Below are 22262 nucleotides of genomic sequence, written 5' to 3'. Positions count from 1 at the left end.
AAACTTGAAAAATATCTGGCAGGACAGATCGGGTAATTTCGGAATTCTAACTGCTTTGCTTTTGGTGCCGCTCATCGGTACTGCTGGCGTTGCGCTGGATGTAACGCACAGCATGACCGTAAAATCCGACCTGCAGAGGGCGGCGGATGCGGCGGCTCTGGCGGTGGTCTCCGATAGCTCGTCAAGCGTTCACAAGGCAAAGGAGATGTCCGCAGATGGCGTCATTACGCTTGGCGGCGACGAAGGCGCCGCATTTTTCAGAAGCAATGAGCGAGCCAATCCCGACTATTCGCTTTTGTCTCTCGATATAGAGGTGACAAAAAACGGCAATGCGATTGTGTCTTCCGTCAACTTCAGGGCCTCTGTCGATACCACGCTTTCCAAGATACTGGGAAAAGATCTCTTCACGGTTTCTGGCTCTGCCACCGCCAAATATGAAACGGAAACCTACAGCGATTTTTACGTGCTTCTGGACAACACGCCGTCCATGGGTGTGGGCGCGACCCCGACCGATGTCGCCACCATGGTCGCAAATACGAGCGATAAATGCGCTTTCGCCTGTCACATCGTGAAGGACGGTGTGGTGGATACCAACAGCTATTACTACAAGGCAAAACGTCTCGGCGTGACCACGCGCATCAATGTGGTCGCAAAGGCGACAGCGAGCCTTATGGATACGGCGAAGTCCATGCGCAAAAGCAGCAATCAATATCGTATGGCGGTCTATTCCTTTGGAGAAAAAGCCGAAGATACGAAGCTACTTGAAGTCGTGCCACTGACATCGGATCTGGCGACGGCGAAGAAGAAAGCCGCCGAAGTTGACCTGATGTCTATCCCCAAGCAGGGATTCAACAACGACCAGCAGACGGATTTCGACCGGGCGCTGACCCAGATCGGGGACAAGATCGGTAACTCCGGCACAGGCGCGAGTTCGGCGAGTCCGGAGAAGATCGTCTTCTTCGTGACCGATGGCGTCGGCGATAGTTACAAGCCCTCGACCTGCACCAAAAAAACGACGGGCGGTCGCTGTCAGGAACCGATCGACCTCAAATATTGCACGAAGCTGAAAGAAAAGGGTTTTCGCATCGCCGTGCTCTACACCACCTATCTCCCGCTGCCGACCAACGACTGGTATAATAGCTGGATTAAGCCGTTTCAGTCGGAAATCGGCACACGCATGCAGCAATGCGCTTCGCCTGGCCTGTTCTTCGAGGTCAGCCCGTCGCAGGGTATCAGCGACGCGATGACCGCGCTTTTCAAGAAGGCCATCACGTCACCCCGCCTGACGGGGTGACGCAAGGGGCAAAGCCTTTTTTAGTCGATGGTGCGAAGCCGTTCGAATAGCTGACGGTGATTGCTATCGGCGCGATAAAATACCGCGGGCTCGCCGAGTGGCGCTTCGACGGATATCTCCCGTCCGCCCAGATAATGCGCGCCGCTCCAGAGATGAACCCATTCGCCGTCACCCGGAAGGTAGAGCGAGCGTTGCGTTTCGCCCGCCTTCCAGACCGGTGCGACCAGCATGTCCTCGCCATAGAGATAGCAGTCCTGAATGGCATAGGTCTGCAACTCGTTCTCGTAATGCAGGAAAAGCGGCCGCTGCACCGGCAGGCCCGTCTTTGCCGCTTCGGCGGAAAGCGATTTCAGATAGGGAGCGAGCGCGACATAGATCGCGCTCATGCGGGCGAAATGGGAAAGAACCGCTTCATCCTGATCGATCTGCAGGTTGTCGCGCGGTCTGTTGCCCTCGTGGGTGCGCATAACCGGGGTGAAGGCGGCCATCTCCGTCCAGCGCATGATGAGTTCCGCCGTCCGCACATTGCCGAAAAGGCTGGTGTAGCCGCCAATATCGGAGTGGTGGTAGGCGTTGCCCATGAGCCCGGATGAGAGCGCGCCGCAGATGACGGTGACAAGGCCGTCGTGACGGGAGAAATCGACCGACTGGTCGCCGCCCCAGATGAGGGGGCAATGGGCCTGCACGCCGGTGAAGCCCGCGCGCATGAAGAACAGGGCTTCGCCGGTCTTGCCGCGGCTTTCCACGGCTTTCGCATTGACCTCGGCCCAGAGCGTGGGCCAGGCATTGTGCATCAGCTTGGCGTCGACGCCGTTCGCAAGCTTGATATCGATCGGCAGATATTCGCCGAAATCGGCCATCCAGCCCGAGAGGCCAAAATCCAGCATATTCTTGCCGATGATCGCCTCTGCAAACCAGTCAGCGGCAGCCGGGTTGGTGAAGTCGACCACGCCGCAATCGAACTCGCCAAAATCCACCAGCGCCGTTTTGCCCTCGGCGTCGGTGGCGAAATAACCGGCCGCTTCAGCGACAGGAAAGAGCGGGCCGTCGACGCAAAGATAGGGGTTCACATAGCCGAGGAACCGGACGCCCTGATCCGCAAGCTCGGCGATTTTCTGGCGCAGATGCGGGTAACGGGTTTCGTTTGCCTGCCAGTCCCAGAACAACCGCGCGCCGAAGGATGTCTGGCGAAGTCCCACCCAGTCCTCGCACCAGAGGCCTGAAACCTTCGTTCCGGCAGCGCGGATTTTTTCCAGTCTGGCGAAAGAGTTGACGCCATCCTTTAAACCGATGATCGCGCCATTATAGACCCAATCAGGTAATTCGGGTTGCCGCCCGAACCGCAGCGACAGGGCTGAAACAATGTCTGTAAACCGGTCACCGGCGAAAAGCTCGATTTTTTCGGGGATGGCCCAAATCTCGATCTCGTGGAAATCGCCATTGCGGAAATCGAAAACGGAATAGGCGCTCGTTTCTACGTGCAGGGCATATTTGCGCGAAGAGAGGTAGGTGGGCTGCGGATAGTTGGTGTTGTAATAATCGCCGCCGGCCCTGCCGCTGACGTCGGATTTGAAGGTGATTTCGGTCGTCTTGTCCCGGCCGACGCCCGGTTCTGAGGTCCAGAGCGGGAAACGGCGGCCGCGCATGTCGAAATAGGACATCTGTTCGCCTCCGCCCCAGACGTGCTCATCCGATTCAGCAACGACACGCAGCCAGAGGCGGTTGATAGTGTCGTCCAGCGCTGTCATGCGAATTGCATGACCGTCCAGTGTCAGGCGCAGGCGTGGCACCTGACCCTTCTCAGATGAGAGCGTTACTGCGCCGTCGCTGACTTCGGCATACCGCAGGGCAGTCCTTTCGATGACGTAGTCTTCGATATCGAAATTTCCGCGGTACATCTCCATTCGCTCCTTGCCCAAACCGGCAAAGAAGGCGGGCTTATCGGGCGAATGGGACAGGATGGCGCGGTTGCCGATTGAGAGCGTAAATCCATCGTGGGTCTTTTCGAAATGCATGACTTAACCTTTTAGCCCTTGAGACCGCCGGCGGTGAGGCCAGAGACAACCCGTTCCTGGAAGATGACGATGAGGATCGCGACCGGCACAATGCCGACCACCAACGCTGCCGAAATGACCGGCCAGGGGAAAGCGAACTCCCCCTGATAAAGCTGGATGCCAACGGGCAGTGTGCGCAGCGCAGGGTTGGAATTGAAGGAGAGCGCCAGCAGGAACTCGTCCCAGGCATTCACGAAAGCAAGGATGCCTGCGGTGAAGACACCCGGCGCGCAGAGCGGCACGACGACCTTGAACAGCGCGCCGATGCGGGTGCAGCCATCGATCATGGCAGCGTTTTCGAGATCGCGCGGAATACTTTCGAAGAAGGAAACCAGCATCAGCGTGCACACCGGCAGTGAAAGCACCGTGTAGGGTAGGATCAGCGCCGTCCAGCTGTTGAGCAGATTGAGCGCCCGCATGATTTCGAACAGCGGCACAAGCAGCGTCACCAGCGGAAAGGTGGAAACGGCGATGATGAGCGACAGGATAAGCGCCCGGTATTTAAGGTTCAGCCGAGCCAACGCGTAAGCCGCCAACACCGAAATCAGGATGGTCAGTGCCGTGGAAAGCAGCGCCACGATGAAGCTGTTGAACAGGAAGAGGTGCAGCGGCTGATCCGAAAAGGCCTGCATGTAGTTGGCGAGCGTCGGCGCGTGCGGAAACCAGGTGATCGGCTTGACAGTCAGCTCCGCCTCGGTTTTCAGCGAGGTGAAGAGGATCCAGATAGCCGGGAAAAGGCCGTTTATCAGAAGAATGGAGGCCGCGATGAACCGCAGCGGCTTGCCAGAGAAGAAGGAGGACAGACCGGAAGAGGTGGCAACGGTGCTCATGGGATCAGTCCTTCGTCCTGATGATACGGAGGTAAACGGCCGTGACGCACATGGAAAGCGCAAACATCATGACCGCCAGCGCTGAACCGTAACCGAGATCGAGGAAGGAGACGGTGTTCTGGTGGATATACATGGCAAGCGTCGTGGTGGATGTGCCGGGGCCGCCGCCGGTCATCATGTAGGGAATATCAAATGTCTGTAGCGCCGTGATCGTGCGGAAGATGAGGGCGACGATAATAGATGGCTTCAGAAGCGGCAGGGTGATTTCGCAGAACTGCCTGATCTTGCCGGCGCCATCCACATCCGCTGCCTCGTAAAGCGAGCGCGGGATGGTCTGCAACCCCGCGAGGATCATGAGCGCCATGAAGGAGGAGGTCTTCCAGATAATCGTCAGACAGATGGCGGCAAAGGCCCAGTTCGGTGAGTTGAACCAGATGATGCCTTCAAAGCCCAGCTGGTTCAGCACGTCGTTGACCACACCATATTCATAATGGAAGAACCACGCGAAGATGAGACCTGCAAAGGAGAGCGGCAGCGCCCAGGGGATGAGAAGCGAAAGCCGCATTGGCCACTGCATGGAGAAAGGCAGGTTGGCGAGCAATGCGAGGCCAAGGCCCATGAATAGTGCGCCGGGCACGGTGATCAGCGTTATTAGCACCGTATTCCAGGTCGTTTCCCAGAAAATCGGATCGTCGAACATCGCCGTGTAATTTTCAAAGCCGATGAATTCCGCCGGCAGGCCAGAGGTCAGCGATAGGCTGAAGAAGCTCGTATAGACGAGCCGCGCCACCGGGTAAACGATGATGAGCGAAAGCAGGATCGCCGCCGGCGCGAGCAGCAGTACGGCCAGCGACCGGTCGCCGAGATCGAGCCACCGCGTCCAGCCCGGCAATTTCTGCTCATCCACCCTGACCATCGTTCTTTCCGGCATTGTCACGTCTGCCACTCCCGCAACTGGATTCACGTCATCGTCTCCCGATCGGGCCGGTTCATGTCCGGCCCGTTTATCGCGCCGTTCAGGCGGCTTTATTCCTGTCAGTCGAAACGGCCGGAAAGGGCATGGCGCGCATGCCGCCTTCCGGCCTCAAAGCTTAGCGCAGAACGCGCCGCAGACGGCTTTCCATCTGCTTTGCACCATCTTCCGGTGTCATCACGCCGGCAAGCACCCCGTTGACGGTGGTGCGGATTGTTTCGCTGACCTCGTTATAACGCGGGGTAACCGGACGGGCCTTTGCCGTTTCGACGACGGGCAGGGCGTCCGCGAACCACGGGATCGTCTTGGTCACGTCCGCATCCTTGTAGAGCGCGGCATAGGTGGGCAGAAGTGCTGCGTTGATCGCCATGAACTTCGACACATCCTGACTGGAGAGATATTCCACCAGCTTCTTGGCTTCATCCTGCTGCTTGGAATAGGCGGAGACGCCGAATTCCCAGCCGCCGAGGCAGGTCGTCTGCTCGCCGCCCTTGACGGCCGGCAGGCGGGCGACGCCGACCTTGTCGTTCACCTGCGATTCCTTGCCCTGGAAATGGGTCCAGGCGTAGGACCAGTTGACGGCGAAGAGGACCTTGCCGGCCTGGAACTCCTTGCGGGTGTCGTCGGTCGCGACTTCCGAAATATTCTTCTTGGAAATGCCTTCATCGACAAAGGTCTTCCAGAGCTTGAGCGAATCCACCGCCGCCTGATTGTCGAAGTTCAGCTTGCCGTTTTCAACCAGAGACTTGCCCTCGCTCCAATAGGGCAGGAGGAAGGTGCAAACCGCGCCTTCGATCGCCTTGCCCTGGAAGGACAGGCCTTGAAGCTCGGGGTTCTTTTCGCCTTCCATCACCTTCTTGGAGGCTTCCTTCAGCTCGTCCCAGGTGGTCGGCGGCTTGATGCCGTATTTGTCGAGCAGGTCCTTGCGGTAATAGAGGAACATGGAGTCTGCGAAGGCAGGCAGCGCCACGATCTTGCCGCCCACGGTGTTGGCTTCGGCATAGGTCGGCAGATAGGCGGACAAGTCCTTGCCGGAGAAATCGCTGGTCCAGCCGGCGGTGGCGAATTGCGCGGGGCGGATGACGTCAAGCATTAGCACGTCAAGGCTCGAATCCTTGGCCGACATGACGGTGTTGAGATATTGCGCCTGCATCTCCGAGGTATTGCCGCCGGTCTCGATCACCACCTTCACGCCCGGCGTCTTTGCCTCATATTGGTCCAGCGCCTTGCGCCAGACATCCGGCTGATGCTGGCTGGAAACGAAGATTTTCAGTTCGGCGTCGGCAAAGGCCTGTCCCGAAAAAGCGAGCATTGTTGCGCAGAGCGCTGCGCCCATGAGGGCTTTGCCCCTGATAGTTTTAAGTGTCATGTGTTCCTCCCGTTATTAATCCTTGGCCGCTGCAATTTTCGCCCGGCAATCAGTGGATCGAGCGCTCCGTTTTTGCGTCGAAAAGATGGACCTTGGACGGATCGACCCCGATCCGCAGTTCCTCGTTCGGCGCTGGCCGAAGCTGCGGTGGCATCCGTGCGGTCAGCGCCGCGTCGCCGAGGCTGAAATGGACGAGGGTGTCCGAACCCAGTGGTTCCACCACCTGCACCCGGACGGCGAGCTGGCTGTCGAAGCCCTCGGCGGGGCCGAAATGTTCCGGGCGAATGCCGACGATGACGTCTCGGCCTTCGAGCCCTGTTTCGCGCGATGGCCGGATGGCCGCCATCGGCAGGGAGTTGCCGTCGGAAAATGCCAGCCGGTCGCCATTGACCCTGGCGCGGGCGAAATTCATGGCGGGCGCACCGACGAAACCACCCACAAAGACGCTTTCCGGGCGGTTATAAACCTCATCCGGCGTACCAACCTGTTCGATATCGCCGCCACGCAGGATGACGATGCGGTCGGCGAGCGTCATGGCCTCCACCTGATCATGGGTGACGTAAATGATCGTCGTGCCGAGCTGCTGATGCAGGCGTTTGATTTCGGTGCGCACCTGTCCGCGCAGCTTGGCGTCCAGGTTGGAAAGCGGCTCATCGAACAGGAAGACCTGCGGGCGGCGTACTATGGCGCGTCCCATGGCTACTCGCTGACGCTGGCCGCCGGAAAGCTGGCCAGGCCGCCGGTCGAGAAGGTGCTCGATGCCCAGCATCTTCGCCGCTTCATCGATGCTGGCATTGGCCTGGGAAGCGCTGACGCCGCGCAACTTCAGGCTGAAACCCATGTTTTCGCGCACCGTCTTGTGCGGATAAAGCGCATAGTCCTGAAACACCATGGCAATGTCGCGTTCGCGCGGCGGTAGCCGGTTGACGACACGGTCGTCGATCCTCACCTCGCCGCCGGTAATGCTTTCCAACCCTGCGACCATACGCAGCGTCGTCGATTTGCCGCAGCCGGAGGGGCCGACGAACACGACGAATTCGCCATCGTTAATTTCAAGGTCGATGCCCTTGACGATGCGAAGCGCACCGTAACTCTTGTCCAGCTTGCGCAGGCTGACCGAAGCCATAATTCCTCCTCACGACCGGCGCGTCCAAAATTTGAGTGGACGCAATAGCCGGTACCAACCTTCAAGTTCCCCGTATCGCATCTTCGAAAATCAATCCCGATTGTCCGGCGATATCGTGGGATGGCGAAAACGCCTGTCTCCCTGAGGTCGTGATATTACCTTTCATAAAAATGAAATCAATAGTGTATCAATTTTATTTCTGACAAAAATCAAAAACCATTAAGTCGTTGATTCAAAGAAATATAACCGCAAAATCACCCGCGCGACAGGCCGCAGCGTTCTTGCATGCCGTCAAATTCCTTCATTCGCGTGGATCACGCGAAATTTGCGCAATCTCAACGTATGCGAGAAACGTACCGGGCGACGGTATGGTCAAACCAGGTCCAGGAAACTTCCGCCACTGCACCGTCCTGCGCCTGGCTAAGACGGAGGACGCGGGGCACGGAGGCGCCTGCTTTCTGGCCGAACGCTTCGGGCGTCCATTCGGGCACGTCACCGAGATCGATGCGATCCTCCGCCTTCGATATCCAAAGGTTGAGGCGAGTTCGGTAATAGAGGTAGAGAGATTCCGACATATTTTCGATGGTGATCGTGTCAACGTAGGAACCATCAAGCCAGATTTCCTCGATGGCAGCCGGTTTGCCGGCGATGCGCCGCAGACGACGAATTCTGTGTCCTTCGGAGGAAGTGCCAAAAGCGGGCAAATCGGCGGGCTTCGCTAGCCGGGTCACATCAAGAACCTCCGCTGTCGGCAGGCCGCCGCCCTCGATCAGTTCAAGCCGGAAGAAAGCGTAAACGCTTTGCGGATCGCTGACCGCGCGGATGTAGTTGCCCGAACCCTGTACGCGCTCCAGAAGGCCGCGCTCCTGCAACTCGGCGAGCGCCTTTCGTAGCGTACCGACGGCGATGCCGAGATCGGCAGCCATATCGCGCTCCGGCGCAAGCTTCTCGCCGTCGATCAGCCGCCCTGCCGCAACCTCGCGCACCAGCATTTCGGCGATCTGGAGATACATGGGCAAACTGCCACTAGTGTGTCTCATATGCCGCTTCCTCCACCCGAAACAAAAATTGATACATCATTGATTTACATATTTCTTGATGTTATGCAAGAACTACGAGAGCGGCCCTGAGGAGGAATTGCATGACCGTCGTACCCGTTACATCCGCTGATCTTGATGCTGCCGAGGTCTCCTGGTTTTCCGCTTTGTGTTCCGATGATTACGCCTATCTCGGAGTGCCGGATGGAAGCTTGCGTTCCAGCTTCGAACATTGCTCGGACATCGTAAAAAAAGCCGAGAAACTTGGTTTCCGCAACATTCTCTGCCCGTCGTCCTATCAGGTGGGGCAGGATACGCTGAGCTTTGTGGCCGGCTGTGCGCCGATCAGCGACCGTATCAATTTCCTTGCCGCGATCCGCTGCGGTGAAATGCAGCCGATCATGCTCGCGCGCACCGTTGCAACGCTCGACCACATGCTGAAGGGCCGCCTGACGCTGAATGTCATCAGCTCGGATTTTCCGGGAGAGGTCGCCGACAGCGCCTTCCGCTACAAGCGCAGCCACGAAGTCGTCGAGATTTTACGGCAGGCCTGGACCCGCGATACCATCGACCACGATGGCGAGATTTACCAGTTCAAGGGCGTATCGACCGAACCGGCGAAACCCTACCAGCAGAACGGCGGCCCACTTCTTTATTTCGGTGGTTACTCTCCGGACGCGCTTGAACTTTGTGGCGCGCAGTGCGACGTCTATCTGATGTGGCCTGAAACAAAGGGCCAGCTGGCGGACCGCATGCGCGCCGTCAATGAGCGCGCTGCCGCCCATGGTCGTACGCTGGATTATGGTCTGCGTGTGCACATGATCGTGCGGGATACCGAACAGGAAGCCCGCGAATACGCAGAACATCTGGTCTCCAAGCTCGATGATGAATACGGCCAGCTAATCCGCAACCGCGCCCACGACAGCGGTTCACTCGGCGTTTCGCATCAGGCGCGGGCCCGTGAACTCGCTGACAAGTTCGGTTATGTCGAACCCAATCTGTGGACCGGCATCGGCCGGGCGCGCTCGGGCTGCGGCGCAGCGCTGGTCGGCTCGACGGATCAGGTTCTTTCGGCGCTGGAGGACTACCAGAAGATGGGTATCCGCGCCTTCATCCTGTCCGGTTATCCGCATCTCGACGAGGCGGAACATTTCGGCACCAAGGTGTTGCCGCAGATGAAAACCTGCTCCCTGCCGCATGCCTATGGCCGGGTGCCTTCTGAAACGCCAGCGACGCCGCTCGGCAACGGGGAACGCCACTGATGGAACGTATCGCTCTTTCTGACACACTCGAACTCAGCCGCGTCGTTTACGGCATGTGGCGCATTGGTGACGATGCAGACACCTCGCCGGCGCATGTACAGGCAAAGATCGAGGCTTGCCTCGCACAGGGCATCACAACCATGGATCAGGCCGATATCTATGGCGGATACACGGCAGAGGCCATTCTTGGCGCCGGATTGAAAGCCGCGCCAGGACTGCGCGACAAAATCGAAATCGTCACCAAATGCGGCATCGTCGCGCCGGCCGGCCGCCACGCCGCCGCCCGCGTCAAGCATTACGACACGACCGCGGTCCACATCAACGCTTCGGTGGAAGCGTCGCTGCGCGACATGGGAACGGATCACGTCGATCTGCTGCTCATTCACCGCCCCGACCCGCTGATCGACGCGGAAGAAACCGGCAAGGCACTTGATGCTTTGGTGGCGTCGGGCAAGGTCAAGGCGGTTGGCGTCTCCAATTTCCGCCCGTGGGATTTTTCGCTGCTGCAATCGGCCACGAGCAACCCGTTGGTGACGAACCAGATCGAAATGAGCCTGCTTGCCACCGATTCCTTCACGAATGGCGATCTCGCCTACCTGCAGGAAAAGCGCATTTCGCCTATGGCCTGGTCGCCGCTCGGTGGCGGATCGCTATTCTCCGGCGCGCATGGCAGCACCATGGCTGCCTTGCAGCGTATCGGCAAGGAGCAGGGTGTCGACGCGACCGCTGTCGCAATTGCCTGGCTGCTGCGCCATCCGGCAAAGATCGTGCCTGTTCTCGGCACAAATAATCTCGAACGCATCAAAACCGCTGCCGATGCGCTTCGCGTGACGATGGACCGCCAGACATGGTTCGAACTCTACTCCCTTGCGATTGGAAAAGAGGTGGCGTGATGACAGTTGCAGAGCCAATCAAGATGCCCAATGAACATGTATTCGTTCCCGGCGGCGAAAACAGCCGCAGCTTTCGCAATGCGCTCGGCGCTTTCACCACCGGTGTTACGGTGGTAACAGCCACGACCCCGGAAGGCCCGATCGGCATGACGGTCAACAGCTTTGCGTCCGTATCGCTCGATCCGCCTCTGGTGCTCTGGTCGCCGGCTAAAAGTTCGTCGCGTTATGCAGCCTTCAATGGCGCGACGCATTTCGCGATCCATGTGCTGAGCGCTGATCAGGATGTGCTGAGCGCCCGCTTTACCCGCAACGGACGCGCCTTTGACGATCTGGACTGGGAACTGAACGACGAAGGCGTGCCGGTCATCCCCGGAACGCTTGCGCGTTTCGAATGCTGCAAGGCTGCTGCCCATGATGCGGGCGACCACACGATCATCGTCGGCGAAGTGCTTCGCGCGGCCCATCGCGATGGCGATCCGCTGTGCTTTTCGGGTGGGGCCTTCGGGAGATTTGCCCGTCAGTAAACCTGCGATGTCGCCAGCGTTTCACGCAAGATATCAGCTGCAGTCGCCCGCATTTCCCGGCACTGATCCGGGCGTTCAAAGTAAAACCCTGTCGTCGTGACGTTATAGCTGGCGCTCACTTTCCAAAATGGCTTAATGCACTGGGTTCGGTGAAGAAATGATTCGCCGAATCATGGATGTCGTTCGGCGCTCATTAGGGAAGATTGAATGTCCGGTTGTTTCTGCCTCTTTTTGGAAAGGGAAACCTCTCCGGAAAGTCTTGCACGCAGAAAAGCTGCCGGCCGCCATTCGGCGTTCGGTACAGGCTGGTTTTTGTCGATCCTGCTTTCCGTTAGCCCTGGTCAGAGTGCTTGGGCGGAAACCCTGAACTGGAACGGCGTTCCGGGCGGCGATTGGTCTACCTCGACGAACTGGGCGCCCTCAGCCCGGGTGCCCGATGCCGGCGATGACGTGTTGATCAACGGCGATGGCCCGGTCCTCGCGACCAGCACATCTGCCATGGCCAATTCCGTCACGGTCGGACAAGTTTCGTCCGGTACTTTGGTTATCAATGGGAGCCTTTTTTCAAATTCGCTCAGCGTTGGGGTCGGCGCGGGAATTGGCGGTACCGTCACGTTCTCGGGCGCGACCCTTCAAAACCACGGTCTCTTATCGGTCGGAGGTAACGGCGTCGGTACCCTCTCCCTTTTACACGGTAGCGCGACCTCGACCGGCACCGTCTACATCGGCGAAGGGGCAACAGGGAACGGCTCCCTGACACTCGACAACTCGTCCACTCTTGTTACAGCAGGCACGATCTTTGTGGGATACGGTGCCAGCGCCGCGCCATCCGGCAGCGGCGGCAGGGGCGACCTGAAAATTCTTGCCGGAAGCACGGTAAATAGCGACAGGGCCGTTCTGGGCGATGGGGCAGGAACGGAAGGTGACGCGCTTATATCGGGCGCCGGCAGCCGCTGGACGGTTGCGGCCGGCACCGTCATCGGCAATGCCGGTGTCAGCACACTGACGGTGACGGGAGGCGGAAAACTCCTCAGCGAAACCACGACCGTCATTGCCAATCTTTCCTCCGCGTCGGGAAGCCAAGTCACCCTTAGCAGGCTTGGCTCGGCACTGGAAACCGGTCAGTTGGTCATCGGAAACGAGGGCAGTGCGCACCTTACTGTTGAGGCAGCGGCGTCAGCGACCAGCGACAGCGCCATCATCGGACGCCATTCCACTTCCGTTGCGAGCGTGGCCGGCGACGGGTCTACATGGGTCACGGGCGATCTTCAGGTCGGTGGCGATGTCGCCGATCCCGGTGGGGCTTCCGGCAACGGAACCTTGAATGTGACCGCCGGTGGCAAGGTTAAGAGCACCGCCGCCCGGCTCGGCTCTGTTGCCGGGGCGACCGGGGCAGCCATTATCGATGGTGAGGGATCGGCCTTAACGGTCGGCAGTGGCGGACTTGCGATCGGCGATGCCGGCACCGGGTCCCTGACCGTAACGGGTGGCGGCATCGTCAGCAGTCAAGCCGTCGTACTCGGCAATAGTGTCGCCAGTACGGGCTCCGCCCGGATTTCCGGCGCTGGCAGTACGTTGCGCAGCGGGGGCGACATTATCGTCGGTCGCAGTGGCAACGCTGTGATGTCGGTTGAAGCCGGGGGCGCTGTCGAGAGTAGAAACGGTGTCGTCGCTGCGCTCAGCGGTTCGTCATCATCGGTCACCGTTACCGGCGGTGGCTCCAGCTGGACGATGACCGGCACCTTGATCGCCGGTTATCAGGGCACGGCTTCGGCCGAGGTTACAGCCAGCGCCGGCGGAAATATCCGGGCGGGGCAGGTGGTCCTGGGGGATCTCTCGGGCTCATCGGGAACGATGACCATCACAGGTGCCGGCTCGAATATAACGGCTTACATCGATAACGGCCTTGGGGCCTCCGGCCGCATGACGGTCGGACAATCCGGTTCCGGCAGTTTGATTGTGACGAATGGTGCGTCGCTCGATGCCCATCAGCTTTCCGTGGGATCTTCGGCGGGGTCTGATGGTGCCGTCCTCGTCAACGGCATCGGCTCGCGCGTCTCCGTTGGCGAAACCTTGGTCATCGGCTCTGCCGGGGACGGCAGCGTTGAAGTAACAGGCGGCGCAGCGCTCGCGGCGCCTACCATCCTCATTGCGTCCTCTGCCGGTTCGGCTGGCGTCTTGAATGTCGGCGCAGCTTCCGGGCAGACGGCCCGTTCGGCCGGTACCATCGATGCTCAGGCGATCAGCTTTGGAGCCGGCGCTGGCCGGATCGTTTTCAATCACTCGCAGACGGCCTACCTCGTCAAGGCCGATATTTCGGGAGCGGGCAGCGTTGTTGCGGAAAATGGCGTGACGACGCTTGCTGGAAACAACAGCTATTCCGGCGGCACCACGATATCCGGCGGTACCTTGAAGGGAACCGCGGGAAGCTTTGGCTCCGGCGAGATCGCCAATGACGCGGCGTTGGTCGTGGATGGCGCCGGGAGGCTTTCGAATGCGATTCACGGCACGGGCAGCTTCGAAAAGACCGGCGCAGGCGACCTCGAACTCTCGGCCGTCAGCACTTATCTGGGCCCGACGACGGTCTCAGGCGGAAAACTGACCGTCAATGGCTCGTTGGCAAGCGCGGTTTCAGTGGGCGACGGCGCGACGCTCGGCGGTACGGGTACTGTTGCCGGCCTTGCTATCGGTCCGGGCGGTACGCTGGCTCCGGGCAATCCGCTCGGTACGTTGACATCGACAGGCGACGCTACATTCGCTGCGGGCGCCAAATATGCGGTTGATATAGATACCGCCGGTAATTCCGACAGGCTTGCGGTGAACGGTACCGTAACAATCGCCAATGACGTAACCCTCGTCGTCACGCCGCTGACGAACCGATCTGCTTTCAGTCTGAACACGCGCTACCAGATCCTCACTGCGACGGGTGGCATAACCGGCGCTTTCGCCCGGATCGATGAGAATTTTGCCTATCTGACCGCGACTGTCGCAAAGAGCGACGACACTGGCACCGCTTATCTGTCGTTCAGCCCGACATCGTCGGCCCCCGGATCTCTTGCCGCGCAAACCACCACAGCCAATGCCCGAGCAGCGGCCAACGCCGTTCAGGCCCTCGGAGAAAATGCAGCCCTGTATCAGTCCGCCATTTTCCTTCAGGGCGGTGAAACGCAACTGGCATTTTCGCAGCTTGCCGGAGAAATCCATCCGTCGGTTGCCATGACCCTGGTCAATCGCAGCAGCCAGACCCGGGACGTTATTCTGGATCGGCTGCGCCGCGCCTTCGACAGCATCGATGCACGGCCAATCATGCCCGTCGCTTATGGGAAGGAAGACGGGGACCTCTTGTTCGAGGATGAAGGATCGCCGAGCTTCTGGACCAGCGGTTTCGGGTCGCGTGGACGTGTTGATGGCGATGGCAATGGCTCATCGGTTGATAGAAAGGGCGGCGGCACTCTCTTCGGACTTGATGGTGAGCTCGGTAAAAGTTGGCGCGCCGGTGTGGCGGGCGGTTACAGCCACGAGAGGATTGACCAGACGACATTTGCTGCTTCAGCAGAGGTCGACAGTTATTATGTGGCTGCTTATGCGGGCACAATGATCGGGCCTGCGTCTCTGCGGTTTGGGGCGATCCATGCGTTTCAGGATATGGATACGCGCCGATCGGTCTCTTTCTCGACACTCAGCGAAAACCTCTCCGCCAGCTATGGCGGCTCGACGTCGCAGGTCTTTGCCGAAGCAGCCTGGCGTTTCGATTTCGATCTGACCCATGTCGAGCCCTATGCCAACATCGCCTACGTAAACAGCCGTACCGACGCTTTTGGCGAAAAAGGCGGGATCGCCGCCGTGTCCTCAGCGTCGGCACGCTACGAACAGCTTTCCACGACGCTCGGTGCGCGCATCACAAGGGAGGTCGCGCTGGAAGGCATGCTTGGCCGCGCAATGTTCGATCTCGCCTGGCGTCACAATTACGGCGACACTGCCATGGGCAGCAGCCTTTTCTACGACGGCGGCGAGGAGTTTTCGATCGCGAGCACGACAGGTTCGCGAGACGCAGCAATACTTAATCTGGGGCTAAGCTACGATCTCACGCCGTCCGCCACGTTGACATTCCGTTATGGTGCAGTTTTTGGCGCTGGCCTGCTGGATCAGTCCGCTGCCGCCGAACTTGGGGTTCGTTTCTGATGCGGTGTAAAAATACGCGTTGCGCAAGTGCTATGGCTCTGTTCGTCGCATTTTCTCTCGACAGCGCAGCTGCACAGGAGACGTCGCAAGGCGCAGCATCCTTGCACGAGGCTCACGGAAGCTGGCAGCTCGCCTGTACTGCACCCGGAAATGACGATGGCCCCGAGAAAGCCTCTGGCGCGACCCAGGAGACGAAGCGGCCCTGCGCGATGGCCCAGGTGCAATTGGAGGAGAAGACCCGCAAGCTCGTCGTTTCCGTGGAGTTCCGGCTCGCCGGTGAAGAAGCACCGGGGAAGCTTGCTGGCACGATGGTTCTGCCCTTTGGTCTGGCCGTCACCAAGCTCTTTTCCGTCAAATCGGGAAATATGCGCTTGCAGGAGGTGCAGGTCAGCACTTGCTTACCGGTTGGCTGCGTTGTTTCCTTCTCGCCCTTTGTCGAGCTGGTCTCGGCGCTGAAGGCGGAACAGACACTCACAATCGAGGCGCCCGATCTGCAGGGTCGCATTGTCTCGTTTCAGCTGCAGGGAAAAGGGTTTCCCCAGGCGTTGAAACGCCTTGAGGAAATGCGCTAGGCCGCTACGGAATCCGGCTCAGGTTTCGCGCCCTGTTCCTGCTGTGGCGCATGGGGCTCGACATTTTTCTTGCGGGAAAACAACCCTGACAGGAACCGGCCAAATCGGTCCAATTCCACAAAAATGACGGGCGTGATGAAGAGCGTCAGCAATTGCGAGACGATAAGACCACCGACCACCGCGATGCCAAGTGGTTGGCGCAGTTCCGAACTTGCGCCGGAGCCGAGTGCGATGGGCAGGGCCCCGAGAAGGGCGCAGAAGGTCGTCATCATGATCGGCCGGAAACGCCGGACGCAGGCTTCGTGAATGGCGGTCGCCGGCGCCTCGCCCTTTTCGCGTATGAGCTCCACTGCCACGTCGATCATCATGATCGCATTTTTCTTGACGATGCCGATCAGCATCAAGAGGCCGATCAGCGCAATGATCGAGAAATCCATGCCCATCACCTTAAGCGCTACCAGTGCGCCAAAGGCAGCGGCCGGCAGGCCGGAGAGGATGGTCAGCGGGTGGATGAAGCTTTCATAGAGCACGCCCAGCACAACGTAGATCGTCAACACAGCTGCCAAAATGAGGATGCCGGTATTCCCTTGACTCTGCTGGAAGATCGCCGCCGTGCCGCCATAGCTGGTGAAGACATCCTGCGGCAGACCGATGGTCGTTTTGATCTGGTCGATCCGGCTTGTGGCATCGGAAAGCGCGACCCCATCCGGTAGGTTGAAGGAGATGGTAGTGGAGACAAGCTGGCCCGTCTGGTTGATGGTGACAGGCGCCTGCGTGCGCGTGAGCGAAGCAAAGTTGGACAGCGGAACGAGGACGCCTGACTTGGCGGAGAGGATATTGATGTCGCTGAGAAAATCAGCGCTCCAGGGTTTGGAGCTGTCAAATTCGACGATGACGTCGTAACTATCGCCAGTCGACTGGATTTGCGCTGCCGTATAACCGCCGAAAGACATTTCCAGCGTCTTGCGCAGCTGGTCATTGGTAATGCCGAAGGCGGCGGCTTTTTCTGAATCAACTGAAATCGTGGCTGCGATCGCGCCATTCTGGGCGTCGGATGTGACGGAAGTAAATGTGTGGTCGCGGCGCATCGCCTCCATCAGCTTGTTCGACCACTCGGTCGTCGTGTCGGCGTTCAGGCCCTGAACCACGAGCTGATATTGACTTGCGGAGCTGCGTCCGCCGAAACGCAGGCTTTGCTGCGGATTGATGTAGGTGCGGATGCCTGCGACCTTCGATGTTGCCTGCCCCAGTTCCGCCAGCACCTGGCTCAGCGGAGCACGCTCTTCCTTGGGTTTCAGTTCCACGAACATCGACCCGTTGTTCAGCGGGTTGCGGGAATTGCCGCCGACAATGGAAGTGACATGGACAACGGCCGGGTTTTTCCGAATCTGGTCGGCGACCTGCGCCTGAAGATCACGCATCGCCGCATAGGAAATATCCTCGCGCGCCTGTGTCGAAACGGAAAGGCGGCCAATATCTTCCTGCGGGAAAAAGCTCGACGGCAGCGTCTCAAAGAGGAAGGCAGAGGCAGCGATGGACGCGAGAAAAGACGCGAGCACGATACCCCGGTGGGAAAGGCACCAGCTGACCGTGCGGCCATAGCCACGCAGCGTGCGTTCGAACCCGGCATCGAACCAGCGAATGATCGCCGGCGGTCTGGAAGTGTGGCCGGAGAGGCGCGAGGCGAGCATGGGCGTCACCGTCAGTGAAACCAGCGCCGATGCCATGATCGCGAGCGTGACGACCATGCCGAATTCGTTGAAGAGCCTGCCAATCACACCGCCCATCAACAGGATGGGGATGAAAACGGCAACCAGCGAGACCGACATCGACAGGATAGTGCCGCTGACTTCCGCGGCACCCTGCAGCGCAGCCTCGCGCATCGGCAGGCCCTCCTCATGCAGGCGCAGAATGTTCTCCAGCATGACGATCGCGTCATCCACCACCAGCCCCACAGACAAAGTCAGGCCGAGCAGGGAGATGTTATCGATACTGTAGCCAAGCACATACATCATGCCGAAAGCCGTTATGAGCGACAGCGGCACCGCGAGGCCGGGAATAATGGTTGCGGTGAGGTGGCCGGTAAAGAGGTATATGACCGCAACTACAAGGCCAATGGTCAGAAACAGCGTGAACTGAACGTCGGAGATCGCATCCTTGATCGCTGTCGAAGCGTCGTTCATCACGTTGATATTCACAGAAGGCGGCAATTGCTGCCGCAGCGCGGGCAACTTCGCTTTGATGGCGTCGACAACCTCTACCGTATTGGCGTCGGGCTGACGCTGCACGGCGAGAATGATCGCCTGGTCGCCATCGAACCAACTGCCGGCATTGGTGTTGTCGATGCTGTCGGTGACATTGGCTATATCGCCGAGGTGGATCCTTGCGCCATTGGTGGTTGAAACGACCAGTGAGCGGAAGGCGTCTGCGTTGGTCCGCTGCGTATCAGCTTCGATCGTCAACCGTTGATTATCATCCTGGAGCGCGCCGACAGGCACCTGATTGTTGGCCTGGGCGATGGCCGTGGTGACAGTGTCGACACCAAGGCCTCTTGCCTGAAGCTGCGCTGGATCGAGACCGATACGGACCGCATAGGTCTGCGCGCCATAAATACTGACCTGGGCAACGCCCGAGATGGTGGAGAGAAGCGGTGAGATGATGTTTTCGGCGATCTCATCCACCTTGCTGGTGGGCATTTCCTTGCTGTTGACGGCAAGCAGCAACACTGGCGCATCGGCCGGGTTCGTCTTGCGATAGCTCGGCGTCGTCGTCATGTTGCTCGGCAACTGCCGTTGTGCGCGTGAGATTGCGGCCTGAACATCGGCCGCGGCGGCGTCGATATCACGATTGAGGTCGAACTGAAGCACGATCGAGCTGTTGCCGAGCGTGTTCGTGGCGCTGATTTCGCTCACGCCTGGAATGGTCTCGAATTGCTTGACCAACGGCGTCGTCACCGATGTCGCCATGGTTTGTGGCGAAGCGCCAGACAGGGATGAAGAAACGTTGATCGTTGGAAAATCCACCTTCGGCAGGGCGGCGACGGGGAGCAGGCGGAAGCCCGCAAGCCCGGCGAGCACGAGGCCGATGGCAAGAAGCGTGGTTGCGACAGGGCGGTTGATGCAGAAACTTGGGATCATTGGCCGCCCACCTTGTCCTGCTGGATGTTGGCGGCCAGGTTACCGGCTGTGCCGCCCTTATCGGAAAACTGCTCGACCACCGTCTGACCGTCGGCGAGTCCGGACTGTCCTTCGACGATCACGTGTTCGCCGCCATTGAGGCCGCTTGCTAAGGCGGTCGAATCTCCATTGGAGCGGGCGACCTCCACGGGGGTCATATGCGCATGATGATCATTATCGACGGTATAAACGAAGTTGCCCTTCGGTCCCGGCCGCACGGCAACGGTCGGCACGATGATCATCTCGTCGTCTGAAATGAAGTGAGCCGTCACATTAACGGACTGGCCGGGCCACAAAAGGCCGCGATCATTCTTGAATTCCGCCTTGGCCAAGACCGTACCGGATGCCTGGTCGACCGTATTGTCGTAAAAACGCAGCGCGCCGGACATGGCCTCACCGCCGGTTGCGGCGGGATCGACATCGACAGCGGTATCCTTCGCGATGCCTTCACGCAATTGCGGCAGGTACCGCTGGGAAAGCCGGAAGCTCACCGAAATGGGATCATATTTGGTGATCGTCACAATATTGATGCCGGCGCTGAGATAGGCACCGGGACTAACCGTGATATCGCCCAGCCGTCCATCGAAGGGTGCGCGGATTTCCATATGCTCGAGCGTCACCTGATCCGATGCAAGCGTTGCCTTATCCGCGTCGATCTTTGCGCTGGCGCTCTCGCGGGCCGCTCTTGCCTGGTCCAGCACCTGCTGGGACTCGGCGCTTTGCTTGACGAGGTTGGCGGCACGCTGGAAAGCTGCCTCCGTCTGCTCAAGCGTGGCCTGATCGGCGGCAATATTGGCCTTGTCCTTGTCCACTGCGGCGCGTGCGATGCGATCATCCATCTTGAGGATCAGATCGCCAGCCTTGATATGCTGGCCGTCCTTCGCCGCGATTTCGGTGACAAGGCCAGCTTGAAGAGGCGCAATATTGGTGATGTCGGCTGCGACTGCCCAACCGGTCGCTGTCGCATCCATCGGCAGTGTCGCCTTGCTGACGGCAATGGTGCTGACTGTCGGCGGTGCTCCGTTGCGCCGCCCACCTTGTCTTTGCCCCTGCTGCCGGGCAGGCGGGCCGTTCTGAGTCGATTGCGCTGCGGTTTCCGCGCCGGTTGGCTGCGGCGAGACGGCAAACTGTTTGAAATACGGGATTTGGTCGAGTGGCAGGCGATCCCTGAAATACCAGCCGCCGGCGGCTGCGATGGCAAGAACGCTAAGGGCGGTCCAGAAACGTTTCATCTGACGATTCCGCGAATGAAATTACATGTTTCCCGAACATGTGCGGCAAGCCTTGGGAGCAGCTTTCCTCCACAAGACACCCAATGCGCTGCAAAATCACCTTAAACTTTTGTAATGGCGAATATGGCGCCGGGCAGCGAACGCCTTGCTTCATAGGCAATGCAACGGTTGGTCGCTCAGGACAGACCCCGCGAGTATCACCCGGATCTCCGCGTCTGGAGGCTCCAAAGCCATCCTAACCTTACAAGCCCGCTGCGGACCGTTTCCTCTCCCGCGACCCCAATCCCGATCTTCGAGTGCTTCGTCGCACGCATTGTGATTGACAAGGCGTCTTATCGATATATTCTGTTATAAAGATGCATATAACATAATAATGGAACACGTAAGAGCTGGGAGCTTAACCATGAGACGTAAACTTGCATTTCTCGCCACTGCCGCTTTGCTGCTTGCGCCGGGTGTGTTGATGGCCCAAGAGAAGGGCGGCGTGATCAATGTCGCGACGATCGGCGAGCCGCCGACCCTCGATCCGATGGCGTCAACGGCCGATCTTGTCGGCATCGTCACGCAGCATATCTTCGAAACGCTCTACACCTTCGACAAGAGCTGGAAGGTGACGCCGCTTCTGGCGGAGGCGCTGCCGGAGATTAGCGCCGATGGCAAGACCTATACGATCAAGCTGCGCCAGGGCATTAAATTCCATGACGGCAGCGACATGACATCGGAAGACGTCGTCGCCTCGCTCGGACGCTGGATGAAGATTGCCTCTCGTGGCAAACAGGCAGCCGGATTTATCGAGAACATCTCCGCACCCGACGCCGGAACGGTCGCGATCACCCTGAAGCAGCCCTATGCGCCGCTGACGTCGCTCCTCGCTTTCAACAATTCCGCCGCCATCATTCTCCCGGCTGAAAAGCAGGCGGAGCCGATGGCCGAATTCATCGGCACCGGCCCCTATATGTTGAAGGAGCGTAAGGCCGACCAATATATCCAGCTCGTTCGCTTCGATGGCTACAAATCCCGCGACGGCGAAAGCGACGGTTACGGTGGAGCCCGCCACCAATATCTCGATGAAATCCGCTTTGTGCCGGTGCCCGATCCGAACACACGCGTTGAGGCTGCCGTCTCGGGACAATATGACTACGTCGATTCCATTCCCGTTGAATCCTTCGACAAGGTGAAGTCGTCTTCGGCGTCGCAGCCGCTCATGCTGAAGCCCTTCGGGTTCCCGGTCTTTGTCTTCAACACCAAGGAAGGGCTTTCATCCAAGCTTGAGGTCCGCAAGGCTGTCGCCGAGGCGCTGAATACGGAAGACATGTTGGCTGCTGCTTTCGGCAATACGGAGTTCTACGCCCTCGATGGCGCCTATTATCCGGATAACTTTTCCTGGCACACGGAAGAGGGCGTGGAGGGCAATTACAATGTCGGCAATCCCGAAGCTGCAGCCGAAAAGCTGAAGGCTGCGGGCTATAATGGCGAGCCGCTTCGCATTCTCACCAGCCGCCAATATGAATTCCATTATAAAATGGCGCAGGTCGCAGCCGAATATCTGAAACTCGCCGGCTTCAAGGTCGACATGCAGGTGGTGGACTGGGCGACGCTGACACAGCGCCGGGCCGATCCCAAGCTTTGGGATATTTACATCAGCCACAGCCCCTTCCTCCCGGAGCCCGCATTGATGGGTGCGCTGTCCACGAGCTCGCCGGGCTGGTGGGATACGCCGGCACGCAAGGCAGCAGTC

The 22262-nt window shown here is 59.2% G+C and carries 15 protein-coding genes; 7 read left to right on the top strand and 8 right to left on the bottom strand.

Annotated elements, in window-relative coordinates; translation table 11 throughout:
* The first annotated feature begins 4 nt into the window (after nt 1-4).
* Nucleotides 5-1294 carry a pilus assembly protein gene (locus tag ACUTJJ_RS12130; protein ID WP_445542333.1) on the top strand — a complete coding sequence of 430 codons (1290 nt, stop codon included), beginning with the start codon at nt 5-7 and terminating at the stop codon, nt 1292-1294.
* A gap of 20 nt (nt 1295-1314) precedes the next feature.
* Here the strand turns inward: ACUTJJ_RS12130 and ACUTJJ_RS12125 are convergent, their stop codons facing one another.
* The 6 genes from ACUTJJ_RS12125 to ACUTJJ_RS12100 all read right to left on the bottom strand — a co-directional run bounded on the left by ACUTJJ_RS12125 (nt 1315) and on the right by ACUTJJ_RS12100 (nt 8686).
* The gene (locus ACUTJJ_RS12125; protein ID WP_445542332.1) at nt 1315-3309 is read right to left on the bottom strand and encodes an alpha-glucosidase; all 1995 of its coding nucleotides are present in this window, start codon (nt 3307-3309) and stop codon (nt 1315-1317) included.
* A gap of 11 nt (nt 3310-3320) precedes the next feature.
* A complete protein-coding gene (locus ACUTJJ_RS12120) occupies nt 3321-4178 on the bottom strand; it encodes a carbohydrate ABC transporter permease (RefSeq protein WP_144577755.1) in 858 nt (285 codons plus the stop codon).
* A 4-nt stretch (nt 4179-4182) separates the two neighbouring features.
* Complete coding sequence (locus tag ACUTJJ_RS12115) at nt 4183-5094, bottom strand: carbohydrate ABC transporter permease (RefSeq protein ID WP_186376864.1); 912 nt, start codon at nt 5092-5094, stop codon at nt 4183-4185.
* A gap of 175 nt (nt 5095-5269) precedes the next feature.
* Nucleotides 5270-6520, bottom strand: a complete 1251-nt coding sequence (locus tag ACUTJJ_RS12110) for an ABC transporter substrate-binding protein (protein WP_144577759.1) — start codon at nt 6518-6520, stop codon at nt 5270-5272.
* A 49-nt stretch (nt 6521-6569) separates the two neighbouring features.
* A complete protein-coding gene (locus ACUTJJ_RS12105; protein ID WP_445542331.1) occupies nt 6570-7646 on the bottom strand; it encodes an ABC transporter ATP-binding protein in 1077 nt (358 codons plus the stop codon).
* Between the two features lie 335 nt (nt 7647-7981).
* Complete coding sequence (locus ACUTJJ_RS12100; protein ID WP_445542330.1) at nt 7982-8686, bottom strand: GntR family transcriptional regulator; 705 nt, start codon at nt 8684-8686, stop codon at nt 7982-7984.
* A 101-nt stretch (nt 8687-8787) separates the two neighbouring features.
* On the opposite strand from ACUTJJ_RS12100, the gene ACUTJJ_RS12095 reads away from it, so the two are divergent.
* The 5 genes from ACUTJJ_RS12095 to ACUTJJ_RS12075 all read left to right on the top strand — a co-directional run bounded on the left by ACUTJJ_RS12095 (nt 8788) and on the right by ACUTJJ_RS12075 (nt 16116).
* Entirely contained in the window at nt 8788-9945 is a 1158-nt protein-coding gene (locus ACUTJJ_RS12095; RefSeq protein WP_445542329.1) for an LLM class flavin-dependent oxidoreductase, read from the top strand.
* Nucleotides 9945-10838, top strand: coding sequence for an aldo/keto reductase (locus ACUTJJ_RS12090; protein ID WP_445542328.1), 894 nt, complete (start codon nt 9945-9947; stop codon nt 10836-10838). Before ACUTJJ_RS12095 ends, ACUTJJ_RS12090 begins: the two co-directional genes overlap by 1 nt.
* Nucleotides 10838-11362 carry a flavin reductase family protein gene (locus tag ACUTJJ_RS12085; protein ID WP_063950015.1) on the top strand — a complete coding sequence of 175 codons (525 nt, stop codon included), beginning with the start codon at nt 10838-10840 and terminating at the stop codon, nt 11360-11362. Before ACUTJJ_RS12090 ends, ACUTJJ_RS12085 begins: the two co-directional genes overlap by 1 nt.
* A 207-nt stretch (nt 11363-11569) precedes the next feature.
* Nucleotides 11570-15544, top strand: a complete 3975-nt coding sequence (locus ACUTJJ_RS12080; protein WP_445542327.1) for an autotransporter domain-containing protein — start codon at nt 11570-11572, stop codon at nt 15542-15544.
* A gap of 32 nt (nt 15545-15576) precedes the next feature.
* Entirely contained in the window at nt 15577-16116 is a 540-nt protein-coding gene (locus ACUTJJ_RS12075; RefSeq protein ID WP_445542326.1) for an invasion associated locus B family protein, read from the top strand.
* On the opposite strand, the gene ACUTJJ_RS12070 is transcribed toward ACUTJJ_RS12075, so the two are convergent.
* Both ACUTJJ_RS12070 and ACUTJJ_RS12065 read right to left on the bottom strand, forming a co-directional pair.
* Nucleotides 16113-19253 carry an efflux RND transporter permease subunit gene (locus ACUTJJ_RS12070; RefSeq protein ID WP_445542325.1) on the bottom strand — a complete coding sequence of 1047 codons (3141 nt, stop codon included), beginning with the start codon at nt 19251-19253 and terminating at the stop codon, nt 16113-16115. The two genes, ACUTJJ_RS12075 and ACUTJJ_RS12070, sit on opposite strands and share 4 nt — an antisense overlap.
* Entirely contained in the window at nt 19250-20524 is a 1275-nt protein-coding gene (locus ACUTJJ_RS12065) for an efflux RND transporter periplasmic adaptor subunit (protein WP_445542324.1), read from the bottom strand. The genes ACUTJJ_RS12070 and ACUTJJ_RS12065 overlap by 4 nt, the downstream gene beginning before the upstream one ends.
* A 403-nt stretch (nt 20525-20927) precedes the next feature.
* Between ACUTJJ_RS12065 and ACUTJJ_RS12060 the strand changes: the two genes are divergently transcribed.
* Nucleotides 20928-22262, top strand: a 1335-nt coding sequence (locus ACUTJJ_RS12060) for an ABC transporter substrate-binding protein (protein WP_445542323.1), incomplete at its 3' end; no start/stop codon positions are given.

It is taken from the genome of Agrobacterium sp. DKPNP3, assembly GCF_052686535.1.
The sequence above is the reverse complement of the archived record's forward strand: the minus strand, read 5'-3'. Positions and strand labels throughout refer to the sequence as shown.